Genomic DNA, 25,203 nt, shown 5'->3' on the forward strand with positions numbered 1-25,203 from the left:
GTTCGGTCGAGTTATTCGTCAAACAATCCTAAGTGCTCTTTTGCATAAGCTTCGAACTCAGTGCAGCCGCCAATATGCTGTTGATCGATAAAGATTTGAGGCACCGTTTCAACGGGTTTACCCACCGTTTTTTCTAGGTCAGCTTTGGAGATCCCTTCTTCATGAATATCAACATAACGGTAGTTGAAGTCATCACGTTTGGCTTTTAAGGTTTCTGCGTGCTCTTTTGCTCGAACACAGTAAGGGCAAGCCGGGCGGCCAAAAATCACTACGAACATAACTTTCTCCTCTATTTTCATTTTCGCCACTATGCCCGATCCCAATTAGGAAATAAAGCGTGAATTGACACTTGCTCTGATAGGTAAAAACGATGGTCGATTTTTTCATCAGTTGAGCAAAGCGTCTATTCTCATCATTAATGGGAATGCTATGTAACTATGCAATCAGGATGTGATGATGAGCATACTCTTTAAGGAATCTTTTTTTATTTCTTCGCTCATTGCACTGCATCAAAAAATGATCAATGAATTCATCGCAAGCTGGTAGCAAGTAAGGGAAGCCTGAGGCTTGGAGGTAGCATGTTTCAGTTTATGACATCGAATAGAATCGTGTTCGGTGAGGGAGTGTTGCAAAACTCGTTATCTATGATTAATCAATATGGATACAGCGTACTTTTAGTGTCAGGGAAAAATCTTCAGCGTGCTCAGGTAATTACAGATTATTTACAGCAGCAACACATGCGTTACCAGCATATCGCTATTCATGGGGAACCCAATATTACCATGGTGGAAGAGGCGGCGATGGCGGGGCGTCGCTTTCAGCCTCAAGTGGTTGTGGCGATAGGCGGGGGAAGTGTATTGGACATGGGAAAAGCGCTAGCGGCCATTATTCCCAATCAAGGCAATGTCTACGACTATGTAGAAGTGGTCGGGCGTGATGTGCCATTAAAAACTAAGCCTTTGCCTTTCATTGCCATACCAACGACTGCCAGTACTGGAGCAGAAGTGACAAAAAATGCGGTTCTAAAATCGGGGCAAGATAAAGTTAAAGTGAGCTTACGTAGCCCAGATATGCTGGCAGCGCTCGCCATTATTGACCCAAGTTTAACCTACGGAACCGATCGTTATACCTCCGGGCGTGGTGCAATGGATGCCTTCACGCATTTAATGGAAGCATATGTCTGCGGGGAACCGAACCCGTTAACCGATATGATTTGTGAAGAAGGGCTTCGTCGTTTGGCTCGTTCTACTGTGGCGGCGTGTTGTCGAGATGAAAAAATAGCACGTGCTGATCTCTCTTTTGCGGCGATGCTTGGGGGGATGGCGATTACCAATGCCAAATTAGGTGCCGCTCATGGTTTGGCTTCAGCTCTCGGTGGAAAGTTGGACGCTCCTCATAGTGTCATTACGGCACGTTTAGCCCCTTATGTGATGCGTGAAAATATTAATGCAGCTAAGCAAGAAGCTCGTCATGATATTTTGCAGCGCTATTATCGAATTTCACAAATATTAACCAAACGGAAAAATGTTAATATTGAGGACGGGGTACTCTGGGTACAAATGATGTTGGACAAACTGCAATTGCCTACGTTGACTCAATTTGGTGTTTGCACGACCTCCTTTGATCAGGTTGCACAAGATGCATTGCGCTCTCAGGCCATTAAAGGGAACCCTCTTCCTCTGACTCATGAGCGGTTGGTGTATATTCTTCACCAAGTTTGTTCTTGCCATGGGGTGGGGAATGCTCATCTTAATCCCATCGACGATGAAGTTAAGATGCAACTGATAGAAGAGGATGCGTTAGTACAAGGAGGGGAACTCAACCCTTAGTGGTACAAAAAGTGGAATAAAAAATGGAGCAAATTTTGCTCCGTTTTTTATTCCATGTGAATACCGATTAAAACTGCGATAATTTATCGTAGCGTGAATCTTTAAGAACTTCCTTTACCCGCTTTAGGTTTTCTCGGAAACCAGATCCTCGACGAAGCGTAAACCCCGTAGCCAGTACATCAATGACCGTCATTTGTACCACGCGACTGGCCATTGGCATATAGACATCGGTATCTTCGGGTACATCTAAACAGATCGATAATGAGCTTGCTTTATCGAGCGGTGAGTCTTTAGCGGTAATCGCAATCACGGTTGCGCCATTTTCACGGGCAAGGTTTGCGATTTCCACCTGACTTTTTGTTCGCCCTGTATGTGAGATCAGCACAATGACATCATTATCAGTGCAGTTGATGCAGCTCATGCGTTGCATCACGATATCTTCAAAACAAGTAATGGGGATATTAAATCGAATAAACTTATTTTGAGCATCACGAGCAACGGAAGAGGAGGCGCCTAATCCAAAGAAAGATATTCGTTTTGCTTGGGTGAGTAGATCAACGGCACGATTAATTTGCATTGGATCCAAGCTGTTTTTAGCAACATCTAAACAAGCCATAGTCGATTCAAAAATCTTATGCGTATAAGCATCTGGGCCATCATCTTCTTCAACATTACGGTTCACATAGGGTGTACCGTTCGCCAAACTTTGGGCCAGGTGAAGTTTAAAATCAGGGAATCCCTTGGTATCTAAACGGCGGCAAAAACGGTTTACAGTCGGTTCACTCACATCGGCCATTTTTGCCAGCGTGGCAATGCTGGAATGAATGGCGGTTTGTGGGGACGCCATGATCACTTCGGCGACCTTGCGTTCCGACTTGCTAAAATTTTCCAGATTTTTTTGGATTTTTTCTAATGTATTCATAGTGTTCACGCGGGCCTAGAGAACAACTCGTTGGATTATCGTTTGTGTCTATTTAGGGGAGGGAAACGAACCATTTCCAAAAGAACACATTCACCAACGCCATAATGTGAGTATAAACCTAAGCAGTAGTAATTCAGAAACGAAACACACTATCAAATGATGAGAATATGACAAGCCTCAAACTAAATTTCATAAAAACTACAGCTTTGGCGATTAAAAAGCCAAGAATAAGAATATTCAGGGCGTATTATGGTGGACAAATTACAGCAAAGAGAAAGAAATTTTCAGTTTTTCCTTCCTATTTACCGGAATTAGCCACAGATACTAGTGATGCGAGTGTATTATTTGCTGGCAATACTGTTCAATTTGTTTGATATTATTTGCTGGCAATACTGTTCAATTTGTTTGAGTAGTTGGGGCGCAAAGGTCGCTGCAATCTCTCTTTGTTCTTTCAGTACTGACTGTAAAATTTCATGAGTTGTTAATGGATTGGCTAACACCACACGAAAAACAAGGGTATCTAAATGATCCCAACAAGAAGGATTTAACCGTGTTCGTGAAACGAAAGATTTACCCATTTCTCGTTGTTTTTTCTGGATAAATTTTGTTAAGGCATTGAGTTGATCATTCAGATGTGTTTTTTCTACCGCCGAGGCATATGGTAACGCGTGTTTGACCGACTCGGGTAAATAACGATAAGTTAGCAAGCAGAGTTCTGGTTGTGAGACAAGTTCAAAGTCGTGCTGAACTTGAATCAGAGAGGCAAAATACTGCGCTTTTTCAATACTTTGATCAATTAATAACTGATAACCAGCTCGGCTGATAATGTGCATACTGGCATATACTAACATCGCCATGCCAGAGCGAGAGCCTTCTAAGGTATGGCTACCTAAGTCTTTGGATCCTTGACGCAAAATATATTGTGCGTGGTGTTCTATGGCTTTCATGGCATTGGGATCTTTAAACAGCACCATGCCTGCTCCCATTGGAATATAAAGTTGTTTATGTGCATCAATGGTGACAGAGTCCGCGAGCTCAATACCGTCGAGTAAATGACGATAAGTATCCGACATTAAGGTTGCACCTCCCCAGGCGGCATCCACATGGAAATGGCATTGCTCAACTTGGCAGATACGAGCGATTTCACGTAAGGGGTCAACATTACCCGTCTCTGTTGTTCCAGCCACCCCAATGACAGCAAAAGGATGAATGTTCTTTGCTTTGAGCATTTGAATCTTATGCTGCAAATCGTTTGGACATAAACGGTTATTTTCATCGGTCCGGACGGATACGAGCCCATCTTGACCTATACCTAACACGTCAGCCGCTTTTTTAAGGGAATAGTGGCCACGCTCAGACACTAAGATAGCTAACCCTTGATAACCATAGTGTTGCATGGCCTTAAAGAGGCCTTCTTTCTCAACACCATTAAAGTGCCTTTGTGCTTTTAACGCATTGTTACGGGCAACCCATAACGCAGTGATATTGGCAACGGTTCCACCTGAGCAAAATGCACCGAGTGAGTGATCGGCACTGTGCATCCACTGCTGATAAAAAAGGTTAGATTGACCATAAATTAGACGGTGCAGCATACCTAATACTTGGCGCTCAAGGGGAGTAAATGCTTTGGAGGTTTCGATTTTGACGAGATTTTGATTTAACGCGATCATGATTTTTGACAACGGCATCAAAAAGTAAGGTAGAGCCGATGTCATATGACCGATAAAACTTGGTGATGCGGTATGCACCGATTGAGCCACTAAGGTATCCATTAAATGCTGAGTATGATCGGATACAAATTCAGGCAATTCAGGAATATGTGGGTCAGAGAAGTCTTTTTCGATTTCTTTTAATGGCTTCTCTTCAGCGACAATATGCTCACGCAAAAATTGATTCAAATTGCGTGACAGTTCTTCCTCAATACGAGTGAGTGTTGAATCTGGCCCTTCAGGGACAGTAAAAATGCGAAGCAGGTTATCAAAGCTTGCATCTGCCGTTTTGTATTCTGATACCATACCGTGTCATTATATTTTTAGCTGTAGGTCGTCAAGCGCAACAATCTAAACGAAAACGGAACGAATGTCCCGCCTTTATTCGCTGAGATCTTACTCCATGACAGGCTTAAGAAAGAAAGTGTGATTGCTCATTATTGGCAATGAATTCGCTCAGCTTTGGCCATTGCTTCATTATATCGATTGAGTGCAGGTTCGATCTGCTTAGGGTGGCTAAGCAATTCGGCAAACGCTGAGCGTAACTGGTAATTTTTTTCGTGCGGCTTACTTTGACGATCATCAAAGGTTACTTTTGCACTTTGACCTAATTCATCATCACGGCTTGCCAGTGTTTTGATCTCTTGCTGGTCTAGTTTGAGCCAAGATTCGATAGATTGAGAAGTGGCAACTTTCTCTGACTGGTGATTAAGATAATAGTGCACGGCTGTGCGATTCAATTCAAAATGATGTTGGCGTCCGGCTAAAAACCATTGGCCCACATCATCGAGATCTGGATATGTTTCCGTTGTTATTTGAGTGAGATCTTGATACCAAGCCAAAGATGCATCAATGTAAGCATCATATTTTTTTGCTAAGCATTGATTGTCGGCGGCGGTTGCCGTCATTGAGCCGGAGACCAACAGCAAAGTGACAATAGAGCGTTTCATAGCAATTTTATTCCTTGTGAGACGGGTTCTGTTCGCCTCTTCGCTGAGGCTTGTTATTTGATATTTAAGTGATGGAAATGGCTTAAATATGTTCTTGTATTGTAAATGATACGTTGCTTTCTTCCTGAGATCTAGCCTGCAAGAGAGACAAAGAACAACATAAATACGGGAACTAATAAGCTCAGAATAAACCCACTGACAATGGCAATAGGGACACATTTGACTCCCCCTGTGGTCTGAATGACGGGGAGGGTAAAATCCATGGCCGTTGCACCTGCGTAGCCGATGGATGTACAAGGTTTACGGCCAATAAGCATTGGAATTAATACTAAAGAGACCAGCTCTCGACTCAATTCAATCAGGAAAGATGCGCCCCCATAGACTGGCCCAAAGGCATCGCCCATCAGTATGCCAGATAAAGAGTACCACCCGAACCCAGACGCCATCGCTAGCCCGTGATAAACCGGGATATCAAGAATAAAAGCCGTAATTACTCCACCAATCCAACACGTTATGATGACCACAGCGGCGATGATCATACCGTGTTTATTGAGAAGGATCTGTTTGAGTGTTAACCCACTGTTGCGAAGCTGAACACCAATAAAAAAGAGTAAAACAAATAAAATCCCCTCACTGGCCTTTTCTACCCAAGAAAGGTCGAAATGAAGCAATACTCCGATGGTAAGGCCACCACCGACCACAAAAATCAGTTTGAGTGATTCAAATGCCATGCTTGATAGAGGAAGTTTGGTCTGCGTGGTTTGAGTATCAAGTGGTAAGAACTTATCAACCCAAGGAAGGGTAAGTAGGTTACATGCCGCCAGTACGAAGAAGAAGGTGCCTGAAAATTTTAAAATTAATTGTAAATTACTGCCTAAGTTATCTAATGCAGCAAGGCTAAGCCCCATCAAAAATAAGATAACATAGACGAGTGAGACGGTGGCCTGATTAAGGCGAGCGAGCCAATTTTGATTAGAAATAGAAAAGAGATACCCCACCACGAGTGGAGCAAAGATAAACAACATCCCTGAAAGCATATATTCCTCAGCAGTACAAATTAGAAGCCACTGGCGTTGATTACGGCCTTGAGCTGAGAGCGAAATTCTTTGTCATCAAGATTACTTAAGTGGTAAAGCACTTCTGCCCCTGTTGCATTGATTTCAACTTCATGCTCATCCAATGCCTCATCTTGTTTTCTAAACATGAGTAAATGGTGGGCTATACGAGCGACATCAAGGTAACTGACTTCTTGGCAATGATCCACTAATTGTTGATTACAAGCGACTTCGAGAAAGTCATCATCAAATCCCCAGTGTTTCAACACAAGCTTGCTCGTTGTTGAGCAGTTAGAGTGGAAAATTTGCATCGCAATATCTGGGTCAAGGTAGTGCCCTTTTTCAAGATAAAGATGGTACTCGTTGACTAAACAAAATAGGCCGATATCTGCCAGCAGACCGACCAATAGGGCTTTTTCTTGTTCAAGATGCAAGTAATGTTCAGGTTCCAAGCGTTTAAAGTTTTGTGCAACCAAAACCATGGTTGCCCCAAGTTCACGAGCAACATGAGCACTGTGGGTTAACATTTTATTGCATTCCGTACTTAAATTGACGGAATGTTTGAGTTGTTCTATGGCTTGCGCTGTGACAATGTCACGTACCCGGTTGATTCCCAAGCGGGAAACCGCAGTGACTAAGTCCGTACAGGTAATATTCCGCCGATTAAAGACCACGGAGTTAGCAATACGAATAACCACCGCCGCGAGGCTGGGATCATCGGTTAAACAGGTAGCAATATCAAAAATCGACGTTGATTCAAGGCGAGACAATGTCTGTATTTTGATGACAACATCGGGGATTGGGGGAAGGGATATCTGCCCAGTACTGATAGATAACTCAACCAACTGAGCGAATTCACTTTCCAATCCTTGGATAAGCTGTTGTTTATTTTCTGGAAGCCAGTAAAACGATAAATGGTTCATTCAATGTGATTAAAAGCGGGAAGTCGGGTTATTTTACCGATGGCTAATAAAGTGAATCAACCTTTTAAAGCAGGAATTAACAGAGGAATGTTCAATTTAATGACTGACCAGACATTTTGTATAAATAATGCATTATATCGTGTGCTTCAATATCGTAAGCTTGTGAACCTCATCTCATAATTTTGCTTTTAAAACTTATTTGCTGTGAGTTAAGTCCGGACTTATTTCGTTTCGTTAACTATCATAGATGGAAATAAGTACGCAGGCATGTGGTAAAAATAAGCTTGCGATAGATATCGACTTTTTATTCGCTGTAACTTGCTGCTTCTGGTGATCTTTGTGACTCGGGGACGATGATTAAAGGATCAATGGAGATGAGTGAGCATACATTTTTTGATTATGTAATTAAGTTTGGCGCTTACCAAAAGCGTTCTATGTTTGGTGGTATTGGCTTATTTCAGCAAGATGCCATGTATGCATTATTAACGGAAGAGACGATTTTCATTCGTGGTAGTGAAGAGTTGGATCAACAGCTTATAGATTTAGGGTGCGAGAAGTACCGTCATGTGAAGAAGCAAACAACCGCCACGGTGAATTATTACGATATTACTGAGCTGTTTGAAAATCAGCATCCAGAGTTGGAAAGCATTATCCGTCGCTCTATTCAATATTCGATTGAGCAACGTAATTTTCAAAAGTCTCAGGCTAGCCGCCGCCTACGTGATTTACCTAATATGCAGCTAACCTTAGAGCGAATGGTGAAGAAAGCGGGTGTCGATGATGTTGATACCTTTATTCAGCTTGGCGCTCCAGAAGTTTTTAGTAAAGTGCGCCAAGTCTATGGCAGTGACGTTGATGTGAAGTTATTGTGGAAATTTGCTGGAGCAATTGAAGGGGTACACTGGAAATTGCTGCAAGAACCCAAGAAGCAGCAACTCCTAGAGTTTTGCCAGCATCATTAGTATTAAGCGGAAAAGAAAAAACCGAGATGATTCATCTCGGTTTTTTGTTATTAGATAACAAGATGGCTGTGATTAATAATTGAAGCGAGCCGTAAACAGAACTTGATCACCATAAGCGTCATTAAAACGAGCTTCCGCCCCCAGTGAAAACAGCTCTGTAGAATGGAAACGAGCAAAGACGGAACCAATCCAATCATCGTTATCATCAATGGAGACGTAACCGCCTTTTCCACCCACTTCAAGTTGTGGACCTAGCCATTGACGCACACCTAGATTGATCTCCATGCCTGTATCGGGGCTACCTTGATGTTTTCTATCTTGTAAACGAAATAGCATTTCCCCTGTGAAATCCGCCCAGTTGTTTACTGGTGCATGGAAACCAAAACCGGTCGCTAAGTCATAGTCGCCATCAAATTCTGAATCAACATGAGCAATCATGTGGGCATTAGGGTGAATCGATTTACTGAAGCCTGCACCATAAGTGGTTGGGCTGATGCCAATACGAGCCTCAATATAGTCGTAATTAAAGTTGCTCATGACCGTTGGGCTATTGGGGTCAACCTGAGCTAAAGCATGTGCTGAAGCCAAAAGTAGTGTGGTTGCAAGGATTGTTTTGCGCATAATCTCGATAAACCTATCTGTTTATGATGAATTCCATATTAAAGCGGTATTTCCGCCATCGCTAAGTGGCACAGTTTTAATATTGCCGGGTGCACATCATACAAGCGATGCGCCCTAAAAGTGGCCATTTTCACTGATGCCATTGGTGAGTGGGGCGTATCATACCATCTGATTGTCCCATCATAATTCACAGATGTATGACAACTCCACCAAAAAATGTCAGGCTTTTGTCACCTTAACAAAAAATAAGCAAGTTAAGTGCCAGTTTAGCTCTTTTTTTGCTCAAAATACTGGCTTTGCTGAGGATATCTTACTCTCAATGAGGAGCTTAATTATTCTCCATAACTGATACGGTTGGCCGCGATTGCATTCAGAATGGGTTCTGCGTCCAATATTTGTATCCAAGGCATTAAATCTTGCTCATGATCGATCACGTATTGAGTCAGTTGTTCGCGCACAATCTGACAAAGTTGATCGGCTTGCCAAGGTTTACTGATAAAAAAATCCAAACTGGAGTGGTTAATAGCATCGATGGTGTCATCTAATCCAGCTTGCCCTGTTAGTAATACTTTGCGCGTTTTTTGGGTCCGTTCATCTTGATTGAGTTCAATCAAAAAGTGAATTCCCGTTTCTTTTGGCATGATGTGATCACATAAAATTAGCGCTAACGGTATTTGCTCCTGTTGATAGTCTGCGATCACTTCCTTAGCTTCTGCAACCGATTCTGCGGCTTCAATAATAAAGTGGCTTTCAAAATCTCTGAGATCTTGCATGACGCTATTGAGGACTTCTCTTTCGTCATCAACACATAAAATGAGTAATTTATGCATAGTATTCTCCTTGGTTTCTATACAAGCTCAGAAGTGGTGGGTAACCATACTCGCATTGTGGTGTATTCTCCAAGCTGGCTGTCAACCTCTATCCATCCTTGATGTTGATGGACGATCTGTTGGCAAACGGAGAGTCCAATACCTAACCCAAAATGACCTTCCCGCTTTGTCGTATAATTTAATGCAAAAATCTGTTGCTGAAGTTCTTGCGGAATCCCGCTGCCGTTGTCGGTAAAGCTAATAACAGCGTAGGCCTTTTTCTGATGGTGTTGTAATTCTGTTTGAATACACAGTAATCCATGTTCTGGAAATGCTTCAATCGCATTAGAAATAAGATTGGTCCACACTTGCTGTAAAGCGAATGGGAGGCATCGGAGCGGGGGAATATCCCCATAATGTTTCTCAACAGTATGCCTTTTTAAATGGTTTTCAAAAATAACGAGTGTATCTTCTAGCCCCTCATGAATATCGATAGTGTGAAAGGTTTCATCGTCTGGACGAGCATAACTTTTTAAGCTTTTAACCATATCAGCGATACGTTGTGCGCACACTTGAATAGAGCGCAGGTTACTACCAGACAGATAATAACGTTCCAGTTTTTCGATATCTTGCTCTGCTTTTTTAGGGTTAATTTTCGCTAATTCAATCAATGCTTCGTCACGGTCTAAGCCGAGTTTAACCAATTTTTTAGCGAGCAAACGATGGTGAACTCGGTTTTCTAAGGCTTTGGCTCGCATGCGTTCTTCAGCCGTTGACATTGGTTTGGCTTGCAATGCTTGGTGAAGGAGTTGGGCCCCTTTGCTTGCAAGTGATTGTGATGGTGCATCGTTGACCAATTGAGCAATGTGGCTGCACAGGGTATCACTTCCCCGTAAAATCGCAGCAACTGGGTTATTCAATTCATGAGCAACCCCTGCAACCAATTGACCGAGTACGGCCATTTTTTCACTTTCTATCAATTGTTGGTGCGCGGATTCTAACGATTCAATCGTTTTTTGCAGTTGTAATTTGGTATTAATACTGCGTTGTAAACGGCGATTAAAATGGCGCAATAGTAAGTTGGTAAAAAGGGGGAGGAGTTGAGTGTCATTATGCATGACTTTGGCAAATACATCCCGATCAAGCTTGATGACTTCCGTTTTCGTTAAGGTAATCGCGGTTGAGAAGGAAGGCTCACCTGTTACAAAGGACATACCACCAACTAAGTTTCCTTTGGTATGTCGCACGACTTCTCTTTGTTGACCCAGTTCATCTTTTTTGTATAGCGCCAGTTCACCGGAAGTAATAAACCATAAGAATTGATTTTCTTCTCCTTCTTTGGTCAGTAAATGTTCGGCAGAATAGGTGCGACAAGCATGTGTCTCATCTTGTTTTTCAAAAAATTGATGGAGAGCACCAATGACTTGTTCCGCTAATTGGTGATCGGTTAAGCGGTGGTAATCACTAATAAAACCTTCCCGATAGAGGTGCATTTTATTATCAATATGAGCACGAAGAATACGGGTTTGGTCGAGGAGCGTACTGTAGCTAAGAATATTTTCTTTATCGTATTGCAATATATAGCTGGTTAACTCTTGGAATACGGTTTTATATAGAACATTGTCTTGCAAAGGTTTGGTTAAGCAATAATCTAACCGACCTTCATTGACGGCATTGAGAATTGCTTGGATATCTTGCCCACAACTGATCAGGATTTTTCGGGCATTTTTGGTATGGTCGATTTTGTCCAGTTGGACCAAAAAGTTAGCGCCGTCAAAGCTTTGGTGGTGACTGGCAATAACTAAAGCTACCACTTGTTCTTGCTCTTCCATAAATTCAAGTGCTTGTTCCGCTTCTTCAAATGACTCCGCGGTGTAGAGATCAAACTTAGTGACGAAAGCGCTTAATTCATGGCGCCACTGTTCAACACTGATGGGGTTATTGTCTAAACAAAGTAGCGCGTATTGATTCACGATCTTCTCAGACTTTTAATTCATGGTTCTAGTATTGTAACAAGGTTTATACCGTTGATTTGAGAGCTGGGTTTGAGAACCTTGATTCTGTACAATGGACTGCAAAAATTTCTCTTTACACGATAATTTTATTGTCCACTGACATACTCTTTTTATCGACCTCATACACTGGGTCAATAAAGCGATAAGCCTGGATGAGAGATCAATGTTCATTGAGTATGATGCCCCTTTTGTCGTAGTAAGGCTTTGGGTTAGGCTGAGAAAAACAACAAGGAAAACCTTATTTTATGAAAACGCTTAAACGAATTGGCGCTGTGGGTGGCGCGGTTGCACTGGTCTTGTGCTGGCCTCTCGCGGTAGGGCAAATCGGCCAAAACTTGGTGACAGATGGGGTGGTAAGCCTCAGTAATGATCAATTTAATGCTGAGTTAGTTAGCTATGAACGCGGTTATTTTTCATCCACAGCCGTGACTCGATACACTGTGTTAGACACTCATATTAAGCAGCAACTCGAAGAACAAGGGTTGGCGACAGAGTGGGTAGTGCAGAGCGATATTCAGCACCATGCTTTTAGTCTGTCGGCGGTTTCTACCTTACCGGAACAAGCCAATATTCCCCTTCAGATCAATACGCAAACAAGTTTAAATGGCAGTACCGATTTTCAAATTAATCTAGACAACTGGTTATATCAGCCGGGTGGAGAGCAGGATTTTACTGTGTCAGTGACTCCTTCGAGTTTACAAGGTACTGCCACAATGTTGGGTGAGGTGAGCTATTCTCTCTCCCTCCCTTCTATTGTGATGAATTTTGTTAATGGGGAGCAAGTGCAACTAGCGAATATCAGTGGTGAAGGAAAAGGCAAGCAAGAGCAAGGGTTTTGGCTCGGTCAGCAAACATTTTCGGTGGGAGAGGTGACGGTCAATAATGAACAACAGGCCACTACGTTCAATCTTAGCCAAGCCATGTATGAATTCCATTCTTCCATGGATGCCGCAAAACAACGATTTACTAGCCAACATATTGTGACTGCGAATGCACTTAAAACGGAGGAGGGCGAAATCCATGATGTCACCTTCGATTTTACCCTTGAGGATGTCGATAGTGAGGCATTTGCGCAGCTGTCGGAACTGTATCAAAGTCATCCTACTTTATCTAATACAGCGATAAATCAAGCATTACCCTTGGTCGAAAAGCTCTTCTCACAAGGTTTTAGTTTAACGCTTAACCAACTGGCGCTTAAGATGGGACAAGGTGAGTTGGAGGCTAAATGGAGCCTGAGCATACCGGAAGGGACCCATAATATTTTACAAGATCCCGGTGTGGTTTTTTCGGCTTTAAGTGGCAATGTAGAGACTTTTGTTTCGCAACAATTCGCAAAAGATTACCCGTTTATTCAGCAGGGTGTGGATGAATTAGTCATGATGGATATGGCGACTCATGATGAAAAAGGGTATCAGTTAAAGGCTGAGATTAAGGGGGGCTCACTGGTTTTTGCGAGTGGGAAACAGGTACCTTTAGTGGCGCTAATGATGCCGTTAATGATTCAGTAAACGTTATTTTTTGCTTATTTTATCCGTAGATAAACAAAAGAGGTTGAAAGCCTCTTTTGTGACTTTTTATCTGGATTAAAAAGTGGTATATCCAACAGACCTCTGAGGTAGAATTCAAAAAGACGGTATATTTGAACCTTCTTCAATCTCTCCTATCGAGTTATAGTAAGCAGAATCACATTTTTTATAGCAGGAGCAAGGAACACATGGAGCCGAATACGGACACTGTTTTTAATTTTAGCGCGGGTCCCGCTGCATTGCCTAAAGCGGTAATGGCCAAAGCACAGGCTGAATTCGTTAACTGGAATGGCCTTGGCGTTTCGGTCATGGAAATCAGCCATCGTAGTAAGCCTTTTATTCAAGTGGCGCAACAGGCGGAGCAAGATCTACGTGATTTGCTCGCTATCCCTGATAACTATAAAGTTTTATTTTGCCAAGGGGGAGCTCGAGCTCAGTTTGCAGCGGTTCCGATGAACTTGCTTGGGCAAGCGAAGAGTGCAACCTACATTGATGCTGGCTACTGGGCTGCCAGTGCGGTGAAAGAAGCTAAAAAATACTGCCATGTCGATGTTTTTGATGCAAAAATTGAAAAAGATGGAAAAATTGCCGTACTTCCTGCCAGTGAGTGGAAAATTGACGCTGATACCGCTTTTGTACACTTTTGCCCAAATGAAACAATTGATGGTATTGAAATCAATGATTTACCAATCACTGATAAACCGATTGTGGCGGATATGTCTTCAACCATTCTTTCGCGTGAAATTGATATTTCTAAGTATGGTGTTATTTATGCCGGAGCTCAGAAAAACATTGGCCCAGCAGGCATTTGCATTGCAATTGTGCGTGATGACCTATTGGATTTTGCCAGCCAAGTGTTGCCAAGCACATTGAATTACAAAATTCTCGCCGAAAAAGACTCCATGTTTAATACGCCACCCACGTTTGCTTGGTATCTCTCTGGACTTGTTTTTCAATGGTTAAAAGAGCAAGGTGGTGTAAAAGCAATAGAAAAAGTGAACCGTGCTAAAGCCGCATTACTTTATGACTATATTGATTCTTCAGATTTTTACTGTAATAACATCCATCCCGATAACCGTTCATTGATGAATGTACCGTTCCAATTAGCAAAACCAGAATTGGATGGAACCTTTTTAGAATTGGCAGAAGCACGAGGTTTGCTGTCACTAAAAGGGCACCGTGTGGTAGGGGGGATGCGCGCTTCCATCTATAACGCGATATCTCTTGAAGGCGTTCAAGCTCTGGTCGACTTCATGAAAGAGTTTGAAGCTCAGTACGCTTAAATCTATTCCAAAACAAAATTTTTTAGTAAGGCTCACATTCGTGAGCCTTTTTTTATCTATTCTTTTCATTTCTTTTCGTGATGTGGATAGTACTCTTATTATTGCTGTGAGTGATGTTTTCTTTCTAATTATAAGGAAAAGTGCTTTTTATTAGTCCATACTCAATAATGAAAACAACAATAAACCAACCATGGCTTGGTATGAATGGCTTAGCAAAAACCTTTAGGCTCAGTAGGAAAAGGAAAGGCAATGAATTGCTGGCCCATATCTTGGTGGAGTAAAGGGAATCGCACAATCAACTGTGTATTTTAGGGATAATTTGCTTAGAGAGGTAAACCATGAAATTTAGCCATAAAGTGGTGGCAGCATCATCGGCAATGTTGCTTTTGACACTGGCATTATTGTCCACACAACAGTATTTCACTATACGAACTGAGATTGAAACACAGGTCAATGATAGTGTTGAGGAAATAGTGGATGGCGTTCGCAGTACGGTCAGTAAAGAGCTCAATGGAAGCAAGGTGCTTGCCCAATATGTGACTCAGTTAGCTCAAGATAATATTGAGCCAAATTATGTGGCTGAGATATTAAGGCAGCCAATCTTGAATGATCACTTTATCTTAGTCGGCTTTGGCTATGAAAGTGACGGTTCCTACGTGGGGAGTGATCCTAACTGGGACCCAGGCGCAACGTGGGATCCCAGATCTCGCCCTTGGTATCGAGATGCTAAAAATGCCGATAAACTAACCATCACCGCCCCTTATGCTGACTCATCGTCAGGGGAAATTTTAATTTCTATTGCCACTCCGGTTAAATACCAAGGGCAATTTTCAGGTGCGATTTTCTTTGATGTGAGTTTGGTCTCTTTGGCAAAACTTGTGAATCAGGTTTCGTTATTCGATGCAGGTTATCTCTTTATTGTTGCTGATGACGGTACGTTGGTTGCGCATCCTGATGAAAAATTAAATGGTAAACCCATGTCGGATTTTTTACCTAAGGTAAAAATTAGCCGTGATGTACAAGAAATAAAGATTGATGACCAATATTATCAATTACGCTTTGTCGATATTCCTGGTGAAAAGTGGTCGGTCGGTGTTTTACTGGATGAAAGTGTCGCCTTTGCTGCCATTGATGATTTACGACGCAGTGCTTTGATTTATTCGGTCATCGCGTTAGTGATCAGTACCTTAATTCTTTCACTGATACTTCGAGTATTAATGCGACCTCTCGATACATTGAATGAGGCAATACAAGATGTGGCTTCAGGTCAGGGAGATTTAACAAAGCGGTTGGATACGAATACCGATGTTGAATTTGCTCGCTTAGCCACAGGTTTTAATCAATTTACCGAAACATTACAGCGGCTAATTAGTGAATCGAAGCAGATTGGCCAACAAATCATGCACAGCACAGAATCTACGGCACATGGTTTACAAGCCTCAACCCAAGCCATGCAAACTCAAATGTATGAAGTAGAACAATTGGCGACAGCGATGCATGAAATGGCAACCACATCTAATGATGTTGCGAGCAATGCACAAGGTGCCGCCTCTGCCGCTCAAGATGCGGATAATGCAACAGAAGAAGGCTCACAAGTGGTTAACCATACGACCGAGGCGATTAACGCGTTGGCTTCGCGTATTGACCAAGCAGTTGAAGAAGTCAAACAACTAGAAGTGGCGACATCGAACATCGAAACCATCTTAAAAGTCATCAATGATATTGCGGATCAAACAAACTTGCTGGCTTTGAATGCGGCAATTGAAGCCGCTCGGGCAGGAGAATCTGGGCGAGGATTTGCTGTCGTTGCTGATGAAGTTCGAACGCTGGCTCAACGCACTCAGCAATCGACGACAGAAATTCGCAATATGATTGAACAGCTACAAGTGGGTTCCAGTGCCGTGGCTGGAGCGATGAAGCAAAGTAAGGATACCGCGACCGATACCGTGGCTAAAGCATGCGAAGCCAATGATGCACTGCTTCGTATTCGACAAGCCATCCAGCAGATTACAGATATGAATATGCAAATTGCCTCTGCGGCGGAGGAGCAGAGTTTAGTGGCTGAAGAGATCAATGCGAATACGGTGAAAATCAAAGATTTATCTGTTCAGGTATCGGATACAGCCAGTCAGTCGAATCAACAAATGCAGGAGCAGTTGGACAATGTTCGTCGCCAAGATGCAGTAATGAACAAATTTATTGTGTAATGGTTGATTTTTCAGAGCGTTGATACGGGATCACCCGTCTGCTATTGTTTGAACTCAGGTGCTTGCACCTGAGTTCTTTATTTGAAACGTTTCTTATTATGGTCGAGTGGCGTTCTTCCCCTTTGCTCCTGCTTTGGCTTGCGTTTGCGAGCGGTTTTTAGGGTTTGGTTTACCACTGCGAGCTTGACTGGATTTATTGCCTTTTAGCGCATCAAAGCCGGGTTGCTGCTTAGTATGTTTAGTGGCAAAGCGGTTTGAACCATGACGACCGGATTTACGACGTTGAGCGGGGGTCGATAGGTCACTATCTTCAGCCGGAACTAAGCAACCCGGTTTGTCTCCGATTAAATGTTTTTTGCCCATTAAAACCAAGGCTTCACGAATCATCGGCCAGTTTAGAGGGTCATGATACCGCAGTAATGCTTTATGTAACCGGCGTTGGCGCTCTCCTTTTGCCACGGTAATATCTTCCCGCTTCTTATATTTCACTCGTTTAAGTGGATTCACTTGTGAGTGGTACATGGCGGTGGCATTACACATGGGAGATGGATAAAAGTTTTGTACTTGATCGCATTCATAGTTATTACTTTTTAGCCATAACGCAAGGTTGACCATGTCTTCATCCTCGGTTCCGGGATGAGCTGAGATAAAGTAAGGTATTAAATATTGTTTTTTACCTGCTTCCGCACTGTATTTTTCAAAGAGCTGTTTAAAGCGATCATACGTGCCCATTCCCGGCTTCATCATCAAATCCAGTGGTCTTTTTTCGGTATGCTCAGGAGCAATTTTTAAATAACCGCCCACATGGTGAGTCACGAGTTCACGCACATATTCTGGAGACTCAATCGCTAAGTCGTAACGAACCCCAGAAGCGATAAGAATTTTCTTAATACCGGGGACTTTTCTTGCCTCTCGATAAAGATCGATGGTGTGTTTATGGTCGGTGTTGAGTTTGTGACAAATACCGGGAAACACACAAGAGGGGCGGCGACAGTTCGCTTCTGCTTTCGGATCCGAGCAACCTAAGCGATACATGTTGGCAGTCGGCCCTCCCAAATCGGAAATCGTCCCCGTAAAGCCGGGAACTTTGTCTCGAATCGCCGCCAACTCACCAAGTATGGATTCTTTAGAACGGTTTTGGATGATACGTCCTTCATGCTCGGTAATGGAACAAAAAGAGCAGCCTCCAAAACAACCGCGCATGATATTGACGGAAGTTTTTATCATGTCGTAAGCCGGGATTTTGGCTTTACCGTATTTAGGATGAGGTATGCGAGCATAAGGGAGATCAAAAACGTAATCCATCTCTTCCGTGCTTAATGGAATCGGTGCTGGGTTAACCCATAATTCACGATTGCCATGGCTTTGAATTAATGCTCGACCGGAGTAAGGGTTCGTCTCTAAATGCAGCACACGACTAGCATGTGCATATAAAATACGGTCGTTGATCAACTTTTCATAAGAGGGTAAACGAACGGCTGTTGTTAATGCATCATGACGAGAAGCTCGAACTGTAATCGGTTTTGCCTCGGCCTGTGATGTGTTTGCTTGGGTTTCGCATAGGGTTTCAACATCGTAAGGATTGGTTGGCACAAACGGCTTGCCCGGTTTATCAATACGAGATGAATCAATGATGGTAAAATTGTCGGGAGCGTGTGGCAGGTTTATCGCAGTACCGCGAATGTTGGTCATGGTCGTGATTGTTTCACCATTTGCGAGTCGGTGTGCAACCTCCACCAAAGCGCGCTCAGCGTTACCAAACAGGAGAATGTCTGCTTTGGCATCAAACAGAACAGATCGACGAATCTTATCGGACCAATAATCATAATGTGCAACACGGCGTAAGCTTGCTTCAATACCGCCAAGAACAATTGGCACTTCTTTATAAGCTTCACGGCAACGTTGAGAATAGACGAGAGTGGCTCGATCTGGGCGTTTCCCTCCCTCATTATTGGGAGTGTAAGCGTCATCGTGGCGGAGTTTTTTGTCAGCGGTGTAGCGGTTGATCATAGAGTCCATGTTGCCCGCAGTAATACCAAAAAATAGGTTGGGCTGACCGAGAGCCATAAAAGCGTCTTTATTTTGCCATTCTGGCTGGGCAATAATTCCGACTCTAAATCCTTGAGCTTCGAGTAAGCGGCCAATGATCGCCATACCAAAACTGGGGTGATCGACATAGGCGTCTCCGGTTACGATAATAATGTCACAACTGTCCCATCCTAAAGCCTCCATCTCTTTACGCGAGGTTGGAAGGAAAGGAGCAATACCAAAGCATTCAGCCCAGTATTTTTTGTGTTCATTTATTTTCTTTAAAATCATTTGGTTGACTCTTACTCTCATGGCTTCGAGGCGAAGGTTTAGCGCATCATTATTGGCTATCCATTGGCCCTATGGGGTCTCTCACCCTATTTTTGTTTTGGTCTTTTCGTGAGGCCTGTTGGTGAAAAAATAGGCCACATAAAATAGCGCAGCAGTTTACCATGTTATTAGCAAAGTACACCTACTTCTGTGAGTCAAAAAGTAAAAGAGTGGCTGTGAATGTTGCCATTTTTTAGCAGAGTCTTTGACAATATTCATGCGCTATAGCAGAGTGAATGAACGATATTAATAAGGAAGGATAGACTATGTTTAGCCATATCATGCTCGGCGCAAATGATATTGAACAATCCAAGCGTTTTTACGATGCGATTTTGGGAACACTTGGCTACAACCCTGGTGTTATTGATGATAAAGGACGGTGTATTTATTTACATCCAGAGAGCGTATTTGTCATTACGAAACCCATTAATGGGGAACCAGCAACGCACGGTAATGGGATGACGATTGGATTTAAAGCCGCTAACCCAGAGCTGGTGGATAAATGGCATACCGCCGGTTTAGCTAATGGCGGAAGCGAGTGTGAGGATCCACCGGGGGTAAGAACGAATGGACAGCGTTCTTTATATCTGGCTTATCTTCGTGATCCGGCAGGGAATAAACTGTGTGCCGCACATATGATGAGCAGTAATAACTAAACAATCGACGTTAAAGGCCTGCTTGCAACGTTTTATCTTTGGTTGAGCCATCTTAATAAGGAGTAATGAGATGAACTATTGTGGTCAATGCCGCCAATTTACTCGCACCTCTGAAAATCAGTATGACTTGTGTGGTGCTTGGGAACAGCCTACTCAAGCCAAGCGTCAGGCTTGTGGCTTCTTCATGCCAAAGAAACCGCGACGAGAAGCTGACAAACCTGTACTGTAGTTGAAAAATAGGCCATCTAAACATAGGAAAAGCCAAGCGGGGTAACGTTTGGTTTTTTTATCCGTTACTTGGGTAGCATAATACTGACTTGCCTTGCACTCCCATCACCAAAGATTTCTAGCGCTCTTTGCTGCATCTCCTGAGCGGTAATACTTTGAGCCGTTGCTTCTAGGTTCATTAAGCCTTCAAAACCATAGCCATGGGTAATGTAGCGGTTGAGCATAAAGGCCATCTGTTCTGGTTTATCATAAATGGGTTTAAGTGCCACGATTAACTGTTTGGCTACCATCTGAGTCTCTTCTTCACTAATACTCTGCGTTAAATTGGTGATCACTTCTTGAAAGGCTTGTTCTGTTTGCGTCACATTGGCAGGGGCAACATGTGCAATCATCAGCCAATCAGAATAGGGTTCGCCATCCTTATTAATGATGTAAAGAATAGGGGTATAATCCAACCCTTTGCTCTCTCGGATGTTGGCCAATAATTTTTGGGTGGCTAAACGGTGTAGCATATCTTCGAGGAAGATTTTTTTAGTACTTTGGTTGGATAGATCAGGTGCGATATAACGATGAATGACGATGGCACTATCTTCAGTATTGATGGCTTTTTCTATTTTGTTGTTGAGTGACGGTTTAAAGCGTGGATTAATCTCTACTGGCGGTTGTACAGTGAGTGGGATATTGGCGATGTATTGGCGTAACAGCGGGGTTATGTCGGATGGGGCAATATCACCCACAATAATGAGGTTGAATTTCCCTTGTTTAAACAGATGTGTATGAACGTGCAGCACTTGTTCAAAAGTGGGAGTGGGCTGCCCTTCTAAATAGCGTAGTTGTTGATAGCTATCTTTGGTATAAGAGGCGAGGTTGACCTCATGTGTAAATTGGCCTAGTGGGGTAGTCAAAAATTGGCGCAAGTTTTCTTGGTGGGTTTGCGTTGCTGTGACTAGTTGGGCTTTATCAAGCTTAGGATCCGTAGAAAATTGATGAATAAAGGCCAGAGCATCATCTAAATCTTGTTTATTGAAGCCCATGTTTAACCAGTGTGTCGTTGTGTCTATGATAAATGCCATCGACATATTTTTTCTTTTCATATAGCTGTCAGCCTGTGATCCATCCATGCTGCCAATTCCTGAGCGAGTTAAGGCCATTGGCGTGATATCGGCGGCTGAATAAAGTTCGCTTGGTAATGAGGCAACCCCACCGGCACGGCTATAAAAAAGGTGTACCTGATTTTTATTGCTATAGGTTCTATAGAGATAAACATTGACGTCATTTTCGAGTTGCCACTGAATGATCTCGGGATCACTATGAATTGATTGGGATGTGATAATTTCGCCTGGCTGAGTTGGTTGGTGTAAAATGGCATCAACATCCGCTGTATTGAAGTGTTTCCCTCGGCGTTTTCTTAATTTTTTTAATTTGCTAAATTCATTGGTAAGTTGTTCCAAATTTTCTTGTTTATCCGCCCCAATAATGATGGCAGCATCCCCCTTCAGTAACTGTTTTAAACGTTGATTAACCTGCTCTATAGTTGCGGTGTTGAGTAGTTGTTTGAGGCCATATTGAAAGTCGAGAGTACTCTGCAGGACTTGTTGGTTGGTTATCGCCCAAATGCGATGATTGGCATGTTGATTGGGTAATAAGTCATCCTTATTTTGTGCTGCATACTGGAGATCATCTTTGAATGGGTGCAGTTGAGCCTCTAATTCTTCTTGTGTAATACCAAAATCACGTAGTGAAGAGAGCGTAGATAAGATGAGTTCTTGTACAAGAGAGCGTTGCTGGTAGGGGAATGTACTACCAATCAAAGTGTAGCGTTGATCAAGCACAGGATAGCTCATGGCATACAATTGTGAATGAAGTTGGGCGCTGTCACGAAATACTGTCTTTAAGCGCTGATCAATTAATTGTTCAGCAATATTATCTAATCGATGGTCTAATAATTGTTCGTGAGTCGTAATAGAATGACGGCCTCGATCAATCAGTAATGAGAAGCTCGCATGTTCGCCAGTTGCTACATATGCAACGTAGTCTTGCAGGTTTTGTTGGCGTCTTTTCGCAGGTTCTGGTCGAGGTGTTGTGCCTTTCTCCCAGTTGGCAAAATAGCGTTGAATCCATTCTTCCCCTTGCTCTAGCGTTATGTTACCCGTGATGACTATTTCAGCTAATTGAGGTTGATACCACTGTTGGTAAAATGTTTGGAGACTTTTTGGTGAGGCTTGCTGAACCTGTTCTTTCGTACCCAGTACGTCATGTTCGGCATAATCGGTTGTTGCAATCAAATGTTCATAATATTGTTGTTCTAATGGCTTTTCTTCCCGATAGCGGTGGCGAAACTCTCCCATAATTACCCCTTTCTCTTTTTCGACTTCTTGCGGAGAGAAGGTGAGCCCATCGGCAATATCTCTAAACCAAAGTAACGCTTTGTCTACGGCGAGATTATCGGGTAAATCCAGCGTATAAACGGTTTCTTGATAAGAGGTATAGGCATTAAGATCGGGGCCAAAGCTGGCTCCTGCTTGCTGCACCATTGTAATGACATCATTGTGAGCATAGTGGAGGCTCCCATTAAATGCCATATGTTCAATAAAGTGTGCATAGCCAGCTTGTGTATGGGATTCTTGTCGTGACCCCGTATGAAGATATAGACGGATGGATACCGCTTGATGATGATCTGGGTAGAGATGGTAGGTCAGTCCATTTTCAAGCTGTCCTGTTATCCATTGTTGATCCGCTTGTAAAGGGGTAGAGGGAGCCTGTGTGATGCAGCCGAGTAAAGGTATGCATAGCATTCCAGCCAATAGATGTATTTTCATAATAACCTCATGATTTTTCTCCCACTATAAACAAATATCCAAGGCTTATGAGTTTGAGTAATTTGATTTTCGATGCAAATAACGAATCCTATTTACTGCAATGATAAAAGTGTCAGTGGAACATGATGTTACCGTTGAAATAGTAAATTAGCGGGTAAAGCGATAGGCAGAATTCAGCCGCTTTTGATATCATCCTTTCAAATTTTGTTTGTTAATGAAGAATGTATGCTTTATTCCTTACTGAGTGTTGTGGCTCCGATGCTACTTGGCACACAATTATTACTAACGTTAGTGTTGGTTAAAGGTGATATCTGTCCGGGGCAACGAGGCCGATTGCATAAGGTGCTGCCAGTACTTGCGGTTCTTTGGCTTGCGGTTGCTTCGTTGAAAATCGAAGCGTGTTTAATCATCTTTGCTTTGCTTTATTTTTATTCTCAAGTACAAACGAAGAAGACACGTCATGAAGGGCCGCTTTGGGTATTGTACCTTGCCGATGGATTAGCTTTGTCATTTGTTGCCATCGTGATGACGCAGTCATTGAATGGTTCAATGGCTATTACACTTTTTAGTAGCATCTTTTTGCTTGGCGCACTGCTTGGTCACTTACTCCTAACGGTGGCAAGGACTCGTTTACAAGCCTTTCACCGCATTTTACCCGTGGTGGGCATTTTATCTGCGATGGTGATAACGCTCTGCATTGTGCCTTATGCATACCAACTAGAACCAGATCAGCTTTCAGCTATGATTCAACCGTTACTGGTGAGCTTTTCGTTATTAGTGATGGGTATTTTTTCTTGGTGCTGGCATCTTCTATTGGTAAAGCCTGTGGCAAAAGTACCATTGTTGATTGCGCTATTATTGATGCTGGTTGCTGTGATGGGCTTTTATCGCCTCTATTTATAGTGGGTAATGTTTCGAGAGGAAAATCACTTTTCATTCCTTAAATTGCGACTAAGCTTACTATCAGGGCGACGAGAGAGGAGCAGGATGATGGATTTAAGCAACATTAGCCGTCTTGATGACGCAATTCTATTGGGCATTATCAATGAGAAGCTGCGTTTAGAGTGCGATAGCTTGGATGAACTCGTATCCGTATATGAGATGAATGAAGAGCATGTGGTTGGTAAATTGAGCCATTTAGGCTTTAAATATGACCCTCTTACCAACCAGTTTAAATCGTACTGATACACTGTTTACCGCATAATTTAAGCCATCTTAATACCGTCAAGATGGCTTTTGCATTGCTGGCGGGCGATAGCAAAAAAGGCTTGTAAGTAACGCTTGTCTTTTTCGCTGTGACGCGTTGCGGCAAATAACCGACGCCATAACCCATGGCCCAATGGTTTACTGGTGATGAGTCCTTGACGTGAAAATTCACTGATCGCCCAGTTGGGTAGTGTTGCCACCCCTAATCCCGCAGACACCATTTGAACCAGCATCAAGGTATTGTCTGCTTGCTTCCATTTCGCCGGTTCTACGCCTGCGGGGTGAAGAAAATGTTTGACGACATCTAAGCGCTGTTTTTGTACGGGATAACACAGCATGGTTTGCTCGGCTAAATCTTGTGGCGTAATGACGGTTTTACCGGCGAGAGGATGATTGGTCGCTGTGATAAGACGCATTTCAAAGTCAAATAAAGGTTCATAATGCACCTCTGAGCGCGGCAAAATATCTGAGGTGATCACTAAGTCTAACTCTCCGGCTAGGAGTGCAGGTAAAGGTTCAAAACCAAACCCTGAAGAAAAATCGAGCGTAACACTGGGCCAAGCCAATTGATATTCACGCAGGGCAGGCATTAGCCATTGGAAACAAGAGTGGCATTCAATCGCCATGTGCAAACGCCCATTCACATCTTCTTTCAGACTAGCGAGTTCATTTTCTGCTCTAGCTAACCGCGGCAGCACCTCGTCGGCCACATTAAGCAAAATTTTTCCTTCAGACGTAAAGCGGACTGGGCGTGTTTTACGGAGAAAAAGTTGGCCGCCGATCCGAGCTTCAAGATCTTTAATTTGATGAGATAAGGCCGACTGAGTCAGGTGTAGAGCGGTGGCCGTGGCGGTTAAGGAACCGGTCTCTCGCAGTGAAACTAAGGTTCTTAAATGTTTAAGCTCGATCATGTATCACCTTCATCTTCCCTTTCTTATTATTAATTTATTTAAACTTACGTGGTTTTTCCATCACTGTAAACATCTAGATGGCTAATGGTTGTTAATTCAACTAATGAAATGTTTTATAAACATGAAATTTTCTAATAAACAAGTTGAATAATTGGCGATTGTATTCAGAGCCATGCCACGCGATAGTCTAGCCATCCAGACATCTTTTTGGTGT

The 25,203-nt window shown here is 42.9% G+C and carries 20 protein-coding genes and 1 pseudogene; 9 read left to right on the forward strand and 12 right to left on the reverse strand.

Annotated features, from left to right (window positions below; genetic code table 11):
- Positions 1–11: 11 nt before the first annotated feature.
- Positions 12–278, reverse strand: a complete 267-nt coding sequence (locus EXA13_RS01175) for a GrxA family glutaredoxin (RefSeq protein WP_099612274.1) — start codon at positions 276–278, stop codon at positions 12–14.
- 300 nt (positions 279–578) lie between these two features.
- On the opposite strand from EXA13_RS01175, the gene EXA13_RS01180 reads away from it, so the two are divergent.
- Positions 579–1,829, forward strand: coding sequence for an iron-containing alcohol dehydrogenase (locus EXA13_RS01180; protein ID WP_238131487.1), 1,251 nt, complete (start codon positions 579–581; stop codon positions 1,827–1,829).
- A 67-nt stretch (positions 1,830–1,896) separates the two neighbouring features.
- On the opposite strand, the gene EXA13_RS01185 is transcribed toward EXA13_RS01180, so the two are convergent.
- From EXA13_RS01185 to EXA13_RS01205, 5 genes are all read right to left on the reverse strand, one after another.
- The gene (locus EXA13_RS01185; RefSeq protein WP_099612275.1) at positions 1,897–2,751 is read right to left on the reverse strand and encodes a MurR/RpiR family transcriptional regulator; all 855 of its coding nucleotides are present in this window, start codon (positions 2,749–2,751) and stop codon (positions 1,897–1,899) included.
- 341 nt (positions 2,752–3,092) lie between these two features.
- Positions 3,093–4,766 (reverse strand): pyridoxal-dependent aspartate 1-decarboxylase PanP, encoded by a 1,674-nt coding sequence (gene panP, locus EXA13_RS01190; RefSeq protein WP_238131488.1) that lies wholly within the window; start codon positions 4,764–4,766, stop codon positions 3,093–3,095.
- Positions 4,767–4,897: 131 nt separating this feature from the next.
- Positions 4,898–5,410 carry a hypothetical protein gene (locus tag EXA13_RS01195; RefSeq protein ID WP_238131489.1) on the reverse strand — a complete coding sequence of 171 codons (513 nt, stop codon included), beginning with the start codon at positions 5,408–5,410 and terminating at the stop codon, positions 4,898–4,900.
- Between the two features lie 131 nt (positions 5,411–5,541).
- A complete protein-coding gene (locus EXA13_RS01200; RefSeq protein ID WP_238131490.1) occupies positions 5,542–6,447 on the reverse strand; it encodes a lysine exporter LysO family protein in 906 nt (301 codons plus the stop codon).
- A gap of 20 nt (positions 6,448–6,467) precedes the next feature.
- Complete coding sequence (locus EXA13_RS01205) at positions 6,468–7,388, reverse strand: HDOD domain-containing protein (RefSeq protein WP_238131491.1); 921 nt, start codon at positions 7,386–7,388, stop codon at positions 6,468–6,470.
- Between the two features lie 374 nt (positions 7,389–7,762).
- Between EXA13_RS01205 and EXA13_RS01210 the strand changes: the two genes are divergently transcribed.
- Positions 7,763–8,350 carry a TfoX/Sxy family DNA transformation protein gene (locus EXA13_RS01210; RefSeq protein ID WP_238131492.1) on the forward strand — a complete coding sequence of 196 codons (588 nt, stop codon included), beginning with the start codon at positions 7,763–7,765 and terminating at the stop codon, positions 8,348–8,350.
- A gap of 72 nt (positions 8,351–8,422) precedes the next feature.
- Here the strand turns inward: EXA13_RS01210 and EXA13_RS01215 are convergent, their stop codons facing one another.
- From EXA13_RS01215 to EXA13_RS01225, 3 genes are all read right to left on the reverse strand, one after another.
- Positions 8,423–8,971 carry a hypothetical protein gene (locus tag EXA13_RS01215; protein ID WP_238131493.1) on the reverse strand — a complete coding sequence of 183 codons (549 nt, stop codon included), beginning with the start codon at positions 8,969–8,971 and terminating at the stop codon, positions 8,423–8,425.
- 332 nt (positions 8,972–9,303) lie between these two features.
- Positions 9,304–9,801, reverse strand: coding sequence for a response regulator (locus tag EXA13_RS01220; RefSeq protein WP_238131494.1), 498 nt, complete (start codon positions 9,799–9,801; stop codon positions 9,304–9,306).
- A gap of 17 nt (positions 9,802–9,818) precedes the next feature.
- On the reverse strand, positions 9,819–11,753 hold the full coding sequence (locus EXA13_RS01225) for an ATP-binding protein (protein ID WP_238131495.1): 1,935 nt from the start codon (positions 11,751–11,753) through the stop codon (positions 9,819–9,821).
- A 287-nt stretch (positions 11,754–12,040) separates the two neighbouring features.
- On the opposite strand from EXA13_RS01225, the gene EXA13_RS01230 reads away from it, so the two are divergent.
- From EXA13_RS01230 to EXA13_RS01240, 3 genes are all read left to right on the forward strand, one after another.
- Positions 12,041–13,303, forward strand: coding sequence for a DUF945 family protein (locus tag EXA13_RS01230; RefSeq protein WP_238131496.1), 1,263 nt, complete (start codon positions 12,041–12,043; stop codon positions 13,301–13,303).
- A gap of 206 nt (positions 13,304–13,509) precedes the next feature.
- A complete protein-coding gene (serC, locus tag EXA13_RS01235) occupies positions 13,510–14,604 on the forward strand; it encodes a 3-phosphoserine/phosphohydroxythreonine transaminase (RefSeq protein WP_238131497.1) in 1,095 nt (364 codons plus the stop codon).
- Between the two features lie 338 nt (positions 14,605–14,942).
- A complete protein-coding gene (locus EXA13_RS01240) occupies positions 14,943–16,811 on the forward strand; it encodes a methyl-accepting chemotaxis protein (protein ID WP_238131498.1) in 1,869 nt (622 codons plus the stop codon).
- Positions 16,812–16,931: 120 nt separating this feature from the next.
- Here EXA13_RS01240 and EXA13_RS01245 read toward each other — a convergent pair.
- Positions 16,932–19,130: pseudogene (locus EXA13_RS01245) on the reverse strand (YgiQ family radical SAM protein); the annotation flags it as partial.
- A gap of 305 nt (positions 19,131–19,435) precedes the next feature.
- Here EXA13_RS01245 and EXA13_RS01250 point away from each other — a divergent pair.
- Entirely contained in the window at positions 19,436–19,825 is a 390-nt protein-coding gene (locus EXA13_RS01250; RefSeq protein ID WP_238131499.1) for a VOC family protein, read from the forward strand.
- Between the two features lie 70 nt (positions 19,826–19,895).
- Positions 19,896–20,054 (forward strand): hypothetical protein, encoded by a 159-nt coding sequence (locus tag EXA13_RS01255; protein WP_238131500.1) that lies wholly within the window; start codon positions 19,896–19,898, stop codon positions 20,052–20,054.
- Between the two features lie 64 nt (positions 20,055–20,118).
- On the opposite strand, the gene EXA13_RS01260 is transcribed toward EXA13_RS01255, so the two are convergent.
- Complete coding sequence (locus EXA13_RS01260; protein WP_238131501.1) at positions 20,119–22,872, reverse strand: M16 family metallopeptidase; 2,754 nt, start codon at positions 22,870–22,872, stop codon at positions 20,119–20,121.
- Positions 22,873–23,097: 225 nt separating this feature from the next.
- Between EXA13_RS01260 and EXA13_RS01265 the strand changes: the two genes are divergently transcribed.
- Positions 23,098–23,775: a hypothetical protein gene (locus tag EXA13_RS01265; RefSeq protein ID WP_238131502.1), complete on the forward strand. Its 678-nt coding sequence runs from the start codon at positions 23,098–23,100 to the stop codon at positions 23,773–23,775.
- Between the two features lie 87 nt (positions 23,776–23,862).
- Complete coding sequence (locus EXA13_RS01270) at positions 23,863–24,057, forward strand: DUF4250 domain-containing protein (protein WP_238131803.1); 195 nt, start codon at positions 23,863–23,865, stop codon at positions 24,055–24,057.
- Positions 24,058–24,077: 20 nt separating this feature from the next.
- Here the strand turns inward: EXA13_RS01270 and metR are convergent, their stop codons facing one another.
- Positions 24,078–24,989, reverse strand: a complete 912-nt coding sequence (metR, locus tag EXA13_RS01275) for an HTH-type transcriptional regulator MetR (RefSeq protein WP_238131503.1) — start codon at positions 24,987–24,989, stop codon at positions 24,078–24,080.
- Between the last annotated feature and the right edge of the window lie 214 nt (positions 24,990–25,203).

This window comes from Vibrio cincinnatiensis (genome assembly GCF_022113815.1).
Classification (GTDB): Bacteria; Pseudomonadota; Gammaproteobacteria; order Enterobacterales; family Vibrionaceae; genus Vibrio; species Vibrio cincinnatiensis_A.